This window comes from Paramicrobacterium agarici, from assembly GCF_002563955.1.
GTDB lineage: Bacteria > Actinomycetota > Actinomycetes > Actinomycetales > Microbacteriaceae > Paramicrobacterium > Paramicrobacterium agarici.
The window spans coordinates 867,919-882,718 of record NZ_PDJE01000001.1 but is presented as its reverse complement, the minus strand read 5'-3'; the positions used below and the strand labels follow the sequence as shown (position 1 = coordinate 882,718).

13 protein-coding genes are annotated in these 14,800 nt (G+C 63.9%); 3 read left to right on the top strand and 10 right to left on the bottom strand.

Features of this window, described 5'->3' with window-relative positions; translation table 11 throughout:
* Position 1 precedes the first annotated feature (1 nt).
* The 7 genes from ATJ78_RS04385 to ATJ78_RS04355 form a co-directional block, all read right to left on the bottom strand.
* The gene (locus ATJ78_RS04385; protein WP_098406482.1) at positions 2-1,081 is read right to left on the bottom strand and encodes an aminopeptidase; all 1,080 of its coding nucleotides are present in this window, start codon (positions 1,079-1,081) and stop codon (positions 2-4) included.
* Positions 1,078-2,595 (bottom strand): FGGY-family carbohydrate kinase, encoded by a 1,518-nt coding sequence (locus ATJ78_RS04380; protein ID WP_098406481.1) that lies wholly within the window; start codon positions 2,593-2,595, stop codon positions 1,078-1,080. The genes ATJ78_RS04385 and ATJ78_RS04380 overlap by 4 nt, the downstream gene beginning before the upstream one ends.
* The gene (locus ATJ78_RS04375) at positions 2,592-3,740 is read right to left on the bottom strand and encodes an ABC transporter permease (RefSeq protein ID WP_245836202.1); all 1,149 of its coding nucleotides are present in this window, start codon (positions 3,738-3,740) and stop codon (positions 2,592-2,594) included. Before ATJ78_RS04375 ends, ATJ78_RS04380 begins: the two co-directional genes overlap by 4 nt.
* A gap of 3 nt (positions 3,741-3,743) precedes the next feature.
* Positions 3,744-4,775 carry an ABC transporter permease gene (locus tag ATJ78_RS04370; RefSeq protein WP_245836201.1) on the bottom strand — a complete coding sequence of 344 codons (1,032 nt, stop codon included), beginning with the start codon at positions 4,773-4,775 and terminating at the stop codon, positions 3,744-3,746.
* Complete coding sequence (locus tag ATJ78_RS04365; RefSeq protein WP_098406480.1) at positions 4,772-6,274, bottom strand: sugar ABC transporter ATP-binding protein; 1,503 nt, start codon at positions 6,272-6,274, stop codon at positions 4,772-4,774. Before ATJ78_RS04365 ends, ATJ78_RS04370 begins: the two co-directional genes overlap by 4 nt.
* A 60-nt stretch (positions 6,275-6,334) precedes the next feature.
* Positions 6,335-7,375, bottom strand: a complete 1,041-nt coding sequence (locus ATJ78_RS04360; RefSeq protein ID WP_098406479.1) for an autoinducer 2 ABC transporter substrate-binding protein — start codon at positions 7,373-7,375, stop codon at positions 6,335-6,337.
* Between the two features lie 147 nt (positions 7,376-7,522).
* Positions 7,523-8,302 carry a DeoR/GlpR family DNA-binding transcription regulator gene (locus tag ATJ78_RS04355; RefSeq protein WP_098406478.1) on the bottom strand — a complete coding sequence of 260 codons (780 nt, stop codon included), beginning with the start codon at positions 8,300-8,302 and terminating at the stop codon, positions 7,523-7,525.
* A gap of 115 nt (positions 8,303-8,417) precedes the next feature.
* On the opposite strand from ATJ78_RS04355, the gene ATJ78_RS04350 reads away from it, so the two are divergent.
* Complete coding sequence (locus tag ATJ78_RS04350; RefSeq protein WP_098406477.1) at positions 8,418-9,239, top strand: BtpA/SgcQ family protein; 822 nt, start codon at positions 8,418-8,420, stop codon at positions 9,237-9,239.
* A 52-nt stretch (positions 9,240-9,291) separates the two neighbouring features.
* Here ATJ78_RS04350 and ATJ78_RS04345 read toward each other — a convergent pair whose 3' ends face one another.
* Positions 9,292-10,188 carry a sugar phosphate isomerase/epimerase family protein gene (locus ATJ78_RS04345; protein ID WP_169923388.1) on the bottom strand — a complete coding sequence of 299 codons (897 nt, stop codon included), beginning with the start codon at positions 10,186-10,188 and terminating at the stop codon, positions 9,292-9,294.
* A gap of 110 nt (positions 10,189-10,298) precedes the next feature.
* On the opposite strand from ATJ78_RS04345, the gene ATJ78_RS04340 reads away from it, so the two are divergent.
* The gene (locus ATJ78_RS04340; RefSeq protein WP_098406475.1) at positions 10,299-11,078 is read left to right on the top strand and encodes an inositol monophosphatase family protein; all 780 of its coding nucleotides are present in this window, start codon (positions 10,299-10,301) and stop codon (positions 11,076-11,078) included.
* Between the two features lie 54 nt (positions 11,079-11,132).
* Here ATJ78_RS04340 and ATJ78_RS04335 read toward each other — a convergent pair whose 3' ends face one another.
* Positions 11,133-12,638 carry a DUF4127 family protein gene (locus ATJ78_RS04335; protein WP_098406474.1) on the bottom strand — a complete coding sequence of 502 codons (1,506 nt, stop codon included), beginning with the start codon at positions 12,636-12,638 and terminating at the stop codon, positions 11,133-11,135.
* Between the two features lie 14 nt (positions 12,639-12,652).
* Positions 12,653-13,375, bottom strand: coding sequence for a GntR family transcriptional regulator (locus ATJ78_RS15760; RefSeq protein WP_169923387.1), 723 nt, complete (start codon positions 13,373-13,375; stop codon positions 12,653-12,655).
* A 134-nt stretch (positions 13,376-13,509) separates the two neighbouring features.
* Between ATJ78_RS15760 and ATJ78_RS04320 the strand changes: the two genes are divergently transcribed.
* Entirely contained in the window at positions 13,510-14,799 is a 1,290-nt protein-coding gene (locus ATJ78_RS04320) for an ABC transporter substrate-binding protein (protein WP_169923386.1), read from the top strand.
* Position 14,800: the final 1 nt, after the last annotated feature.

The following is a 14,800-nucleotide window of genomic DNA, read 5'->3' as shown; positions in this document are numbered from 1 at the left end:
CTCACCCTCCGTCGTAGTCGCGCTGAAGCACAGGCTGGACCTCGCCGTTCTCGATGAGCGGCAGGTCATCGGCGAAGAGGCTGCCCCCGCCGCGCAGATTTTTGACGATGTCCCAGTGAATCGTCGACTCGTTGAGGCCGCCGCATTGCGGATACGACCGCCCGAGCGCGATGTGCACCGTACCGAGGATCTTCTCGTCGAGCAGCAGGTCTCCGGTCAGCGTCGTCATCGCCGGGTTCGTTCCGATGCCGAGTTCGCCGACCGTGCGGGCGCCCGGTGCGTCGAGGATGCGCGAGACGAATTCGCTTCCCTCGCGGGCGCTCGAGGCGGTGACCACACCGTGCTCGAATTCAAGCTCGAGATCGGTGATGCGAGCACCGCCAAACCAGAACGTACCCGGGAACACGATGCCACCGTCGACGCCGTCTTCACGAGGTGCCGTCGCGATCTCGCCATCTGGGAGGTTGGCATCGCCAGCGAAAGGCACCCAGGTTCTCCCGACGCAGTTGAGAACGAGGTCGGTATCGGCATCCTGAATGCGCACAACCGATGTCGTGTCGAGCCGCGCGCACAGTTCGTCGAGCGAGCGCCTGTGCGCCGGCCAATTGGCCAGCGTCGACGCGAAGAACTCCGTCATCAGGTCAGAGAAGTCCACGCCAATAAGCTCGGCCCACTCGGGGCTCGGAACTCGCACGAGCGTCCACCTGGTGTTCTGCCAGCGCGCCGTCGACACGGCTCCCTTGCCCGCGCGCTGCAGGCTGAGCCGGCGCTCGTCGATAGTGTCGGGCGGCACTACCATGCCGCGGAACGACACGTGCACATCGGCCCAGTTCATCGACGCGAGCTCCATCGGCCCCGGAGCGCCCAGCACGTCATCTGACGCGAAGTCGAGAGCATGCCTGTCGTAGGTCTCGTCTGTCAGCTGCACCTGCGGAAGGCCGCCACGGCGATAGACCTCGCGAACGAACGCGTCGGCGGCATCGGTGACGGCGGGTGATGTGATGAAGATGCTGACGCGGCTCCCCTCGGTCACGTCGTTCACATTGGCGAGATGCGAAGCCAACTCGGGCCACCTGCTCATTCAGTCGTCTCCTCTTCGGCAAATCGGCCACGCAGCGCACGGTAGGTTGCGAGAAATTCATCGTGTGCACGGCTCAACGTGGCGACGGCTGGGTCATCGCCAGCCCGTGGCGCGACTGTCGCGTCGATCGATACCCAGTTGTCGCGGATGTCAGCCTGCGAGGTGGTGTCGAGCGCGAGGGCGGCGAGAATCGCGTCGCCGTAGGCAGCCCCGATCGTCGCGGCGAGGTTCTGCTCGAACCCGAGCAGATCGCTCACAGTCTGCATGAGCACATCGTTCTTCGTGCCGCCGCCGATCGACATGACCCGCTTCGGCTCCATGCCGATCTCGGCGTAAGAGCGCACAGCCGCGACGACCGAGTGGGCCACGCCCTCGACCACGGCGCGCGCCATGTCGGCCCGGCTCGTCGTCAGTGAGATCCCGGCGAACACGCCCCGGGCGCCCGCATCGTGAAACGGCGTGCGTTCACCGCTGAAGTGCGGAATGTGCACGACGCCGCCGGCCCCCACCGGAGCGTCGTGCACGAGACGCATCAGCTCGGCGAAGAGCGCGGCGTCTCCTTTCCCCTCGTCGAGCCCCAGCACGTCGGCGATCCAGCGCGTCGCTGTTCCGGCAGTCGAAGTTCCTGCGGCGAGCACGTATCTGTTGGGGAAGGCGAATGGCGCCGACCACAACACAGGGTCCGCGATCGGCTCGGATACTACGCGAATCATGTATCCGCTCGATCCATACATGAGCATGAGATCGCCGTCGTCGAGAACTGACGCCCCAATCGCCTCGGCGACGGCATCCGTCGTTCCCGTCAGCACGGGCGTGCCTGCGGGGATGCCGGTTTCGAAAGCGCCTTCAGCTCTGACACGCCCGGCGACCTCGCTAGACCAGCGCAGTGCCGGCAGCTGCTCGACGCGCAGCAGATCGGTGAAGCCGGTGAGATCCCAGGATCCTCGTGCCAGGTCGTAGAACGGGTGGTAGTAGCCGGCCGTCGCGTGGTCGATCACCACCTCGCCCGTGAGCCTGGCCACCAGAAAGCTCTGACTCGTCATGTACCACCGAGTCGCCTCGGCCACCTCGGGCTCGTTCTCGATGATCCACGCGATCTTGGGCCCGGCTGACTGGCTCGTGAGCGTGTTGCCCGACCGTCGCACGATCTCGTCGCGCCCGATGCGACGCTCGAAGTCAGCGATCTGCGCGTCCGCCCTCGTGTCGACGCCATAGAGGATGGCGGGCCGCAGCGGATTCAGCTGTGCGTCGACGGGCAGGACGCACGGCCCGATCGCGCTGCACGACACGGCCAGAATCTCGTCGTCCGGCGCCAGCTGCCCGACGAGCTCACGAGAGACGCGCGTGAAGTCGCTCCACCAGACATCCATGGCATCCTGCTCGACATGCCCGGGGAGCGATGTCGAGATGCCGTGGCGCGAGCGTGCTGTCGCGAACACCGCTCCCGCCGAGTCGACGAGAACTCCCTTCGTCTCGTAGGTGCCGATGTCGATTCCCAGAAAAAGCTGCGTCACTTCGTCTCCACCGCATCTGCACCCGCTGTGTCAGGGGCCTCTTCGGCATCCTCGCCGACGTTCGACATCGACGCGATGTTGCGTGTCTGCGTCGAGGCGACGTAGCGCGATCGTCGTCGGAACCGCAGTTGGTCGAACACCATCACCCCGATCAGAATGACGCCCTGCGCGATCGAGTACTCGTATGACGAGAGGCGAATCGCATTGAACCCCGACTGCACGACCTGCAGCACGAGAGTGGCGAGCACGACGCCCGTGACCGTCGCGAACCCGCCCATGGGGTTCGTTCCGCCCAGCACGGCGATCACGATGACGAGCAGCACATACGAGGTTCCGTAGTCGGCGCTGGCCGTCGGGTTGCGCGTGATGAACAGCACTCCAGCGAGACCGCCCAGCAGACCGGTGGTGAGGTAGGTGCCGTACAGCACCGATGCACTCTGGATGCCGGAGAAGCGCGCTGCCGTCGGGTTCGCACCCTGCAGCTGCGTCTTGCGCCCGAATGGAGTGCGGTTCACGAGCAGCCCGATCATGATGGCGACGACGAGAAACAGCAGAAACAGCACGGGGACGCCCGCGACGGTTGACTTGCCGACGGCGGACAGCGCCTGAGGCGCACCGTAGAGAGTCTTGCCTCCCGTCCACACGATGGCGATGCCGTTGAAGATCTGCATCGTCGCGAGCGTGGCCAGAATCGGAGTGATACCGACAGTGCTGATCAGAAACGCATTGATGAGCCCGGCGAGCACTCCGACGGCGACGCCGACGAGTACGATCACCCCGCCCAGCGATTCGGCGAGCGCCGGGTCGCTGGCGACGAGACCTGTGTACATCGTGCTGATCGTGATGGCCGTGAGGTTCGCAATCGAGACGAGAGACAGGTCAATCCCGCCCGTGAGCATCGCCAGAGTCATCGCAATCGCGAGAATCCCGACCTCTGGCGCCGACACCATGATGTTCTGCAGGTTCAGCGGATTCATGAAGACCCGCGGGTTCAGCACAGCGAACAGGGCGAAGGCGATGACGAGCAGCACAAGCATCCGACCGATTCCGCGGTCGACGTGAATGTGCGACATCCAGGTGCGCACCGTGTTGTCGATGCGCGTATTGACCCGGCCGGCTGCTGATTGATGAGTGCGAGTAGGCATGGGCTACGCCTCCACTGTGTCGAGTACGAAGGTTCGTCGTGATGCGCGCCGGGCCGAGAGCGCTTGAATTCCCACACCGACGACGAGCAGGATGCCGACGGCAGCGCGCTGCCACGCCGTCGGAACACCCATCAGCAGCAGGCTGTTGTTGATGAGCTGCACCAGCACAACGCCGAGCACGGTGCCGAGAACTGAGCCGCGACCACCGAAGATGGAGGCACCGCCCAGCACGACGGCTGCGATGACGTCGAGCTCGGTGCCGACGATGTCTTGCGGGTTCGCATTGCGGTTCAGGATCACATGGATGAGACCTCCGATTGCCGCAATCGCTCCGACCATCATGTAGAGGATTATCTGAAAGCGCATGACAGGGAAGCCGGCGCGACGTGCCGCCTCGGTGTCACCGCCGATGGCGTAGATTCCGCGCCCAAACATCGTGCGGCGCAGCATCCAGGCCACGATCAGCACGATCACGGCAACGGGAACCACGAGAAGCGGCAGGTAGGAACGGCTGCTCTCGATGGCGATCAGGTTCGCCGTCGAGAGGCCGGCCATGCTGTCGGGCAGCTGCGCGATATAGCGCGATCCGATGTACACCAGAAGGATGCCGCGGAAGATGCCCTGTGTGGCCAGGGTGACGATGAGGGTCGGCAATCGGAAGCGCGCGATCACAGCGCCGTTCACGAGCCCGAGTACGGCTCCGATCGCGCACGCGAACAGCAGAATGCCGATGATCCCCGGATCGAACTGGCCTGTGTACGCCAGATGCACTGTCGTGTAGGCGGCGAAGATCGCGATCGCGGCAAACGAGACATCGATGCCGCCCGAGATGATGACAAGCAGCACGGCGATCGCGAGGATGCTCGGCACGAGGGCAGAGCGCACGATCGAGAACAGCGTGTGCACCGTGAAGAATGACGGGCTGAGCACGCTCATGACGATGACGAGTACGACGATGATGACGGCAAGCACGCCCTCGTTGTTCGCGCCGATCAGCCGGGGCGCGAGTGACTTCATGCGCTTCGCGAGTGTCACGCGGCCATCACCTCCTGAATTCGCTTGGCTTCGATCTGTTCGCTGTCGAACTCGGCGACAAGCGAACCGCGTCGCACGATGAGCACGCGGTTGCAGATCGAGACGAGCTCAGGAACGTCGTCAGAGATCATGATGACTCCCATGCCCTCGCGGGCCGCGTCGCGCAGAATGGCGAGAATCTCGTTCTTCGACCCGACGTCGACGCCGACGGTTGGTCCATTGAGAATCAGGATCTTCGGCTTCGTCGCCAGCCACTTCGCCAGTACGACGCGCTGCGCGTTGCCACCGGAGAGCGAGCGCACGGGCGCGGCGACGCTGGGGGCCTTGATGCGCAGCCGGGTGAAGAGCGTCGAAATCGTCTCGGCGATACGCTTCTGGCTGAGCACGATCTTTCCCCGTGCGTGGCTGTCGAGCGACCCAGCGATGATGTTGTCTGCAATCGACTTCTCGAGAAAGAGGCCCTGCGTCAGTCTGTCTTCGGGAACGTACCCGATTCCAGCCGAGATCGACGAGCGGATGCTGCCGGGGCGCAACGGTGCCCCGTTGACCGTCACGGTTCCGGAGTCAGGCTTCAGTAGCCCGAACAGTGCCTCGACGATCTCGCCGCGGCCCGAGCCGAGAAGCCCCGTGATGCCGAGGATCTCGCCCGGCGCGAGGTCGAACGAGACGTCAGTGAAGGCACCGGGAAGATCCAGCTGCGTCACCTTGAGCAGAGCCGCGCCCGGCTCGCCTGGTTCATTCACCAGACGTGTGGTGTCGACCTCGCGCCCGGTCATCGCGACGGTCAGCGACTGCACGCTGTACTCACGGGCGTCTCCGCTCGCGACGAGCTCGCCGCTGCGCAGCACAGTGATGTCGTGCGATACCTCGAGCACCTCGTCGAGCTTGTGGCTGACGAACACGATCGCGACACCGCGCTCCTGCAGCTTGCGCACGAGGCCGAAGAGCCTCTCGACCTCGGAGTGGGTCAGCGCGGTTGTCGGTTCGTCCATAAAGAGTATGCGGGCGTCTTGCACCAAAGCACGGCAGATTGCTGTGAGTTGGCGGTCGGCGACCGAGAGCTTTTCAACGTCAGCGTCCAAGTTCAGGGTGAGCCCCAGCTCGTCGACGATGCGCTGGGCATCGGGACGGCTTCTGGCGCGATTGAACAGCTTCTTTCGTGATGCGATCGCGGCGGGAAGCACGATGTTCTCGGCCACGGTGAGGTTGGGGAAGAGCGAGAAGTCTTGGTAGATCACCTGGATGCCTGCTCGCAATGCTCGAGCGGGGGTCATGCCGCTCATCGCCTCGCCGTCGATGAGGATCTCCCCCGCATCCGGGGCGTCCGCACCGCTGATGATCTTGATGAGCGTGGATTTGCCGCTGCCGTTCTCGCCCGCGAGGCAGTGCACGCGACCCGGCAGAAGCGACATGGATACCCCGTCGAGCGCTGTCACTCCTCCGAAGACTTTGACGATGCCGCGCACCTCGAGAACGGGTGCTTCGTTGCGTTCGGCCATTGTTGTCCTTTCGGCGGTGGGGCTCCTGCGAGCCCCACCGCCAGCCTGGGATGAAAAGGATCAGAAGTCGAAGTCGTCGACGTTATCGGCGTCGACTTCGATCGCGGCATCTCCGACGTACACGTTGTCGAAGCCATCGAGCTTCGTCAGCGACTCGTAGCCGTCTATGCCGAGATCGGTTCCCTCTTCGATCTTTTTGCCGCTGGCCAGCAGCTCGGCGATCTTCAGCTGCGCCTTGCCTGCGAGTGCCGGATCCCAGAAGAACGCCTTGTCGATCGAACCATCCTCGAGGTACTTCTTGGCGACAGACGGGATGCTGGTGCCCATCACGCAGACGCTGTCTTCGAGGCCCGCCTCCTGCACCGCACGGGCGATGCCGGCGACGTCGGTCCCAGCCGAGCCCTGGAAGCCCTTGAGGTCGGGGTACTTCGCAAGCAATTCCTTCGCGCGCTGGTAGGCGACGTTCTCGTCTTCTTTGCTCTCAATCGGGTCCTCGACGCGCTCCATGTCGGGGTACTCGGCTTCCTGCCGCTCGAGAGCTCCGCCGACCCATTCCATGTGGGTCTTCGCCGTCAGACCACCGACGAACGAGACGTACTGCCCTTCTTCGCCCATGCACTGGGCAAGGCTGTCGATGATTTGCGCACCGTACGCCTTGTTGTCGAACGCCTCGATGTCGATGTCTGCGTTCTCGATTCCCGCGGCCTCGTGGGTGACGACGATGATCCCCTGATCGCGTGCCTGCTCAAGAACCGTCTCGAGGGCCTTCGGCGAGTTCGGAACGACGGTGATCGCCGTCGGGGCCTGCGGGATGAGGTCCTGAATGATCTGAACCTGCTTCTCAGGGCTCGCGTCGTCAGCGCCCTCCTGGCGAGCGTCGATTCCCGTTTCGTCTGCGAACTCGTTGACGCCGATTTCCATGCGGTCGAACCAGCCAACGCCGGTGATCTTGACGACGGTGACCATCGTCATATCTTCGGGCGATAGCGCTTCGCCGTCGTCAGCTCCACCTCCTCCGCCACCACCGACGGTTCCGCAGCCGGTGAGAGCGAGAAGGGCGACGGCCCCGAGCGCGAGGCCCGAGGTAAGTTTGCGATGCATGTGCACTCCTTTGTGATATTCCCTCATCGCGGGTCGATGACGGGATTAAATGACACCCTTCCAGGAACCTAAATGCATCTGTGGCAATTTGTCAATGTGACGCCGCTATGTGAATTAACAACAATTAAGTAACGCCAGCGCCTGCCGTCAGCGCGCGGGCACGCACTCGACGGCAACGCCAGCAGCGCGGAATCCCGCGAGTGCGGGGTGCTCGGCGTCCCCGTCTGTGACAAGCGCTGTGATCTCGCCAGGGCTTGCGACGTTCATCAGCTGCACACGGCCGAGCTTCGAGGCGTCGGCAACGACGATGACGCGGTCGGCCGTCTGCATCGCCGCCTTCTTCACGGCGCCTTCTTCACCGTTGTAGTCGGAGAGCCCCCGCTTGCCATCAACGCCGGCGACGCCCATGACGAAGACGTCGCAGTTGTACTGGGCGAACGACGCCACAGACGGCGTCCCGATGAGACTGAGCTCACCCGGGCGAACCATTCCCCCGGTCATCACGATTTTCGTATTCGGTTCATCATGAAGCTCAAGAGCGACAAGGATGCTCGGCGTGATGATCGTGAGGCCGAGACCGCGCCCCCTGATCGCGCGAGCGACGGCCAGCACCGTGCTGCCGCTGTCGAGCGCGACGGTCTCACCCGGCTTCAGCAGTTCCACCGCCGCCGCTGCGATGTGCGCCTTCTCGCGTGCGCCCATCAGCGCACGCGAGGTGAACGTCGGCTCTGACGCCTTTCCCCGCGAGGCGATGGCGCCGCCGACGACACGGCGCACGCTGCCCTTCTCTTCGAGCAGCTCGATGTCTCGCCTGATCGTCATCTCAGACACATCGAACTCCAGGGCGAGCGTTCTGAACTCCGCCTCTCCGTCAGCGAGCACCCGCTGCTCGACGCGTGCGCGACGCTCGTGCGCTTCCATCGCCATAGCATCCGTCCCTTCTCACCCCGATGGGGATCTCTCTTGTGTTAATTGTTCACTTATGGTTAGGCTCTTGTGAATTCATACCATCACCTCTGCGTCAGAGCTGAAACGAGGAACAATGACCAACTGGCTGCCCGACGTCTTCTCATCACCGAAACCCGTTGTGGGGATGCTTCATCTTTCCGCACTGCCCGGTGATCCAGGCTATGACTCCAACGCCGGTATCGCCGCAATCGTCGACAGGGCAAAGCGCGAACTCGACGCCTTGCAGAGCGGCGGCGTCGACGGCGTGCTGATCTCGAACGAGTTCAGCCTTCCGTATCTGACCGACACCGAGCGCATCACATCGGTGACGATGGCGCGTGTCATCGGCGAGCTGTCCAGCGACCTCTCGGTGCCCTACGGGGTCAACGTGCTGTGGGATGCGCGTGCGTCGATCGATCTGGCCGTCGCAACGGATGCCGCGTTCGTGCGCGAGATCTTCACGGGCGTCTATGCGAGCGATTTCGGCCTGTGGAACACCAACGTCGGTGAGGTTTCTCGTCATCGTCATCGTATCGGGGCTGGCGGCGTCAAGCTGTTCTTCAACATCGTTCCGGAGTCGGCCGCATACCTCGCCGACCGCGATCTCTCATCGATCGCCCGTTCGACGGTGTTCGCAACTCTCCCTGATGCACTCTGCGTGTCTGGCCTCACCGCCGGCGCTCCGACAGACACCCAGTCGGTGTCGATTGTGAAGCAGGCAGCAGGCGACGTTCCCGTGTTCGTGAACACCGGCGTGAAAGCCGAGAATGTCGCCGACCAGCTCTCCGTCGCAGACGGCGCCATCGTGGGCACGTTCTTCAAGAAGGATGGCAAGTTCGAGAATTCTGCCGACCAGTCGCGCGTCGAAGAGCTCATGTCAGCAGCACGGTCGTACCGCGCGGAGGCCGCTGCGTAGCAGTGAAATGCAGACGCCGTCGTGTCACGAGCTGGAGCGCAGTGACTGGGCATCAGGCGAGCACCTTCGCCCAGACATCAACAGTGCGGCGCAGCATCGGCACGACGGCGTCGTCGCGCAGCTCGTGTGCGGGCATGACTTCGATCAGCAGCGGGCTCTCGCGCCATCCCGCATCGGCGAGCGCCGCGGCAACGCGAGAGGGATTCACGCCGTTCGTCGGGTCTGCGTCTTCGAAGCCTGCGTGCATGTCGGCACCAGGGCGCGAATTCTGCAGCTGCAGCATGGGGTCCGTGGCCCAACGGGTGGCGAGCCAGGGCGCGAGTGCGTCATCATCCTCACTCGGCGCCATCGCCACGGGGTGCCCCACGTCAAGACACAGCTGCCAGGGAACAGATGCTGTCGAAAGCGTCCGTTCCCACTCCACAGCATCCTCGAGCAGCGACCCCGGTTCACGTTCGACCGCCATGTTCTCGAACAGCAACGTCGACAGCCCTTCGGCCTTGGCGCGGTCCGATAGCCGCCGCATCCGCTCACGCAGCTCATCGAGCGCACGCGCGCGATGCGCAGGCTCTGAAGCCGTCGTGATCGTGAGCGCGCCAATGTGCCCGCCGACCGAGCGCGCTCCAGCGATGCCGCCGAGTTCGATCAGGCTCGCGTACCAGACTTCGGCTGCGTCGCGCGCGGCAACGTCTTCGCTCAGCAGGAGGTTCGTCGCATATGCGGCGAGACCGGTGAAGATCGAATGCACCTCAACGCCCGCAACCTCGGCCGCCCGCGCGAACTCACGAACGTACGTACGTGCTTCTGCCGACCGAGGGTCGGCCAACGGCAGTGTGTCGACGCTGAGCTGGCACATCTGCAGGCCGAGCTGGTCTCTGACGATGTGCAGTATCTCGTCTGGTCGCGTCCACCGCTTCACAGCGAAGCACGTGTTGATGCCCAGTGCCACCGGTGTTGTCCTCTCTGACGTCCCCATCATTTTTCCCACCCTAGCTGAGATTTTCTCGCACACTGTTGGTACCGTGTGAGGTTCTCGCATTGTTTGTGAACGGAGCACACATGGATGCATCAATCGACGACGAGCTACTCACCATCGCCCGCGGCGCCGCCCAGGCCGGAGCGTTGATTCTCGACGACTCCGTCGGCGCCCACATCAGCGTGACGGCGAAGAGCGAGCTGGGCGACGTCGTCACTGACGTCGATCGTCGCGCAGAGCAGACAATCCGCAGTTACATCAGCGCGCGCCGCCCCGACGACGCCATCACGGGCGAAGAGCTCGACGCGACGGGCGGTGATGCTTCACGCTACCGCTGGTCGATCGACCCACTCGATGGCACGTCGAACTTCGTCACGGGCATCCCGTACTTTGGCTCGTCTGTTGCGGTGCAAGAGGCCAAGTCGGGGCACTGGATCGCGGGGGCAGTGAACGCCCCTGTTTTGCGGCAGGAATATTACGCGCAGCGGGGCATGGGCGCCTGGCGCGTCTCGCGCGGAAGCACGGCAGAGCTGACCGGGCCGGACCCCGACGCGCGCACCGTGCTGTTCGGCACGGGCTTCTCATACAGCAGCGAGATGCGGGCTACGCAGTTCGCCCAGCTGCCGCACTATATGCAGAACTTCACAGACGTACGCAGCGTCGGCTCGGCCGCTCTCGGCCTCTGCATGGCTGCCGACGGCTCGACGAGCGCCTTCGTCGAGACTGATCTCTACGAGTTCGACTGGGCGGCCGGAGCCCTGATCGCCGAAGAGGCCGGGCTCACCGTGATCCGTCCAGATACCCATCGCGGAGGAATCTGGGCGTATCCGTCCCACATTCCACTGACGATTCCGGCGACGTAAGGCATCGGCCCACCACGTTCTACGGTCGCGTGCCCGACCGACGAGGCGACGGTTCTAAACGCGCGGCTCCAGCATGATCGCGACCTCGAAGCTCCGGCGCCACGGCAACGACAGCGAGGTCACAGACCAGTCGCCGCCCGGTAGCGTGTCGCGCAGCATCCGATTCATGTCATCACGAATGACGGACTGCGCGTTCTCCACATGTGCCTCGTCGGCGAGCGGGAAGCGGTCGGGAAAGAGATCGGCACCCTTCTCGCTGCGGATCACCGTCTGGTACGCATAGTCATCGAGCAGGCGCGTCAACAGTGCGCGCTTCGACGCCTCGGCGTCGAACGCTCCCGATGCACGACCCGCTTCTCCCGCGACAGCGAGCGCAACCACGCTGCCAATCGTGTTGCCCGCCGTGTTCCAGCCGCCGAACGCTTCAAGGCGCTCGAGCAGACCCGCCGCGGCGAGGCGCGACAGCAGCTCCGCGTCAGCGCCGTTCGGAAACCGCACGTCGGCGAGCGCGACGCGGCTTCCGCCATCAAGAGAGCGCCCCACCAGCTCGACCGTCGCCTCTGCAGCATCCACGTCTGGCGTCTCGGGGTATCCCCGGAACATATCGTGACGCGCCGGGTCCGGTGCGTGCAGCACAAGCACGATGTCGGCGCCAGACTCGACGCGCTCCGCACCCGCTGCGCGGATCTGTCGCTCGATTGACTCGATAAGCGGGCGGTTCTCGAACGGCGGTACGAGTTCGAACCCGCCCTCCTGCGCGGTCCGCGCCTCAAAGCGGGGTCGGATGCCGTCGGCCGACGCGATCGCGCGCGCAACGAGGGCCGCACCCACTTCGTCGGCTCCGGGGTACATGAGCGTGTCACGCGCTCCGGGCAGGAAGCGCATCCAGTGCCGCAGCCACACCTGCTCGGCCGAGCCAGCGGCGAACGTCGCCGTGTCGTCGGCCGTGATCGCCAGAAAGTCGATCGTGCCCTCACTGCGCAGCAGCAGCGCATTGAGATTGACAACGTGGTTGCGCACGCGACGTGACGCGTAGTCGGTGACGACGCCATCGGGCACCTCGGCCAATGCATCAACATCGCCAACGTCGGCGCTGTCGAGCTGCTGGTGCAGCGCGCCGCCGAGCGCGTGCAGATCTTTGCCGTAGTCCTTCCAATACTCCGGCTCCTCGGCGTTGGAGTACGAATTGCTCGCGCGCATCACGAGCGAGACGGCGAAGATCGTCAACTCCGGCCGCTCCCGCTTGATGTCACGCAGCACATCGAGCCTTCCCACGACCTCGCGCACCGAATCCTGCGACGTTCGGCTCGCGATGAGCCCGCCGTAGAGCAGCATGTCGATCGAAACGACGAGATGCGTTGTGCTGGGGTCGGCCGCCCGTTCGCGCAGCCACGCGGCGAGAGCATCCGTGTCCCCCTGCTCGCGGTAGCGGGGCAGCATCGACGCATCGGGCACATCGAGCGCAACGCCGGCGACGTTCGCAACATCTTGCGGCAGCAGCACGTTGACGGGGCGATCGTCGAGCGGCATCAGGGCGATTCGGCGGTCGTCAGAGTTCATAGCGTCCTGTCTCGTCAGGTTGAGAGTCGGTTGATGGAAAGGTCGTACGAGTAGCGGTCGCCTCGGTACAGCGACTCGGCGTACTCGATCGCCCGGTTGCGCTGGTCGTATGCGGTGCGCTGCACGTTGAATGCGGGCGAGAACGGCGGAACCTTCAGCAGCTCAGCGGTCGGCTCCTCGAGCACGACAGCGTGAATCGTCTGGTCGGCACGTTCAAGCCGGATGCTGTATGAATCGCGCAACTCGCGGTAAAGCGAGTCCCCCGAGAAGCGTTCCGCGAGTCCGGGAACGAGCGCCGCGGGCAGGTAGGAATGCTCAAGGCACATCGGGCGACCGTCGGCGGTACGTACGCGCATGATGTGCACGACCTGCTCAGCGGGACTCAGCCCGAGTGCGAAGCCGACACGGCCGCCGGCGCTCTCGAGCGAGATCTGCGTCTCCGACGACCCGGGCGTCAGGTCGCGCGCCAGCATGTCTTCAGAAAACGAGTGAAACTCGAAGGTCTTGCTGATGCGCTGTTGGCTCACAAAGGTGCCCGCGCCCTGGACGCGGTAGACGAGGTGGTCCTTCTCGAGCTCGTCGAGCGCTTTGCGTACCGTGACCCGGGTGACGCCTAGCGTCTCGGCAAGCTCGCGTTCTGTGGGAAGCCGCTCATCAGGCTGCAGCCCTTCGGCAATCAGTTCGACGAGGTGTTCACGCACCTGCGTGTGCTTCGTCTGACGTGGTGACCCCGCCAATTCGGCTCCTTCGCGAAAAATGGTTATGACCAATATTGACGTTTCCGATGCTTGTGTGTCAAGATTTCCAGCATCCACTTCGATTGGTATATACCACTCTCTCACCTGCCATAGCCAATGATGGAAAGGGCATCATGAAGAACAGCTTCTTCAGCACAGCACGTTCCCGCCGTTTGGGGGCGGTCGCCATCGCGGCCACCGCCGCGCTTACCCTCGCTGGATGCTCGGGCGGAGGTAACTCCGACGGCCCAACGACGATCAAATTCTCGTACCTCTGGTCCGGGCCTGAAGCCGAGGTGCTCGAATCGATCATTGAGGACTTCAACGACAGTCAAGACGACATCGTCGTCAAGGGCGTCTCCAGCCCCGACCAGCAAAAGCAGCTCACATCGATGTCGTCATCGAACGGATCGTTCGACATCTCCGACAACTTCGGCGAGAACGTCGGGTCGTGGGCGTCGAAGGGCGTGCTCGCGCCGCTCGACGAGTACATCGAGTCTGAGAGCATCGACCTCGACGATTTCGCCCCGGCGGCCCTCGAGCAGATGAAGCACGATGGCCAAACGTACGCATTACCGATCGCCGTTCACAGCTTCCAGCTTCTCTACAACAAGACACTCCTCGACGAGGCAGGCGTCGAACCGCCCACGACGATGGACGAGCTCGCGGATGCCATTGAGAAGCTGACCATCACCGACGACTCCGGCAAGATCACGCAGCTCGGAATCGGCGACGCGAACACGACGACAACCCTCACGACGCTGGGATTCGCTTTTGGCGGCGCGTGGAGCGATGATGACGGACCCACACCGACCGATCCCGGCAACGTTGAAGCAGTCGACTGGTGGCAGAAGAACGTTGTCGAGCTCGTCGGCGCCGACAACCTCGCAGATTTCAAGGCGGGTGAGGGTCAGTATCTCTCGGCAGAAGACTCGTTCTTCAGCGGAAAAGTCGCGATGATCATCGATGGCGAGTGGCGCGCAGCATCCGCGTCTGAGGTCGCTCCCGACCTGGATTGGGGCGTCACGGCGATTCCCGCAGCGAGCCCGAAGCTCGAGAACTCTACGCAGGTCACCTCGAGCACCCTGTTCATCCCCACCAACTCGAAGCACAAAGACGAAGCTGCAACGTTCCTCGCGTATCTGCTCAGCCCCGAGGTGATGGAGAAGTTCAGCCTCACGCTCGGAAATCTGCCGGCGCGAACGTCGCTGCTCGACAGCGATGCGTACAAGGACCTGCCGAACTTCGAGGTCTGGGCCAACGCTCTGACGAGCCCGAATGCCCAGTCGCTCGCCAGCGCTCCGTACAGCGCGGAGTACTCGACGGACCTCGGCAACGCGTTCGATGACGTCGTGCGCGGAAAGTCAACGGCCGAGAAGGCGCTCGACTACGTGACATCGCGCACGAAGAGCTACGCGAAGTGAC

Excerpts from the sequence above, each read along its gene's own strand:
- ATJ78_RS04350 (WP_098406477.1), top strand. The coding sequence starts at position 8,418 with ATGACCAACTGGCTGCCCGACGTCTTCTCATCACCGAAACCCGTTGTG.
- ATJ78_RS04320 (WP_169923386.1), top strand. The coding sequence starts at position 13,510 with ATGAAGAACAGCTTCTTCAGCACAGCACGTTCCCGCCGTTTGGGGGCG.
- ATJ78_RS04335 (WP_098406474.1), bottom strand. The coding sequence starts at position 12,638 with ATGAACTCTGACGACCGCCGAATCGCCCTGATGCCGCTCGACGATCGC.
- ATJ78_RS04375 (WP_245836202.1), bottom strand. The coding sequence starts at position 3,740 with ATGCCTACTCGCACTCATCAATCAGCAGCCGGCCGGGTCAATACGCGC.
- ATJ78_RS04355 (WP_098406478.1), bottom strand. The coding sequence starts at position 8,302 with ATGGCGATGGAAGCGCACGAGCGTCGCGCACGCGTCGAGCAGCGGGTG.
- ATJ78_RS04360 (WP_098406479.1), bottom strand. The coding sequence starts at position 7,375 with ATGCATCGCAAACTTACCTCGGGCCTCGCGCTCGGGGCCGTCGCCCTT.
- ATJ78_RS04385 (WP_098406482.1), bottom strand. The coding sequence starts at position 1,081 with ATGAGCAGGTGGCCCGAGTTGGCTTCGCATCTCGCCAATGTGAACGAC.
- ATJ78_RS04340 (WP_098406475.1), top strand. The coding sequence starts at position 10,299 with ATGGATGCATCAATCGACGACGAGCTACTCACCATCGCCCGCGGCGCC.
- ATJ78_RS04365 (WP_098406480.1), bottom strand. The coding sequence starts at position 6,274 with ATGGCCGAACGCAACGAAGCACCCGTTCTCGAGGTGCGCGGCATCGTC.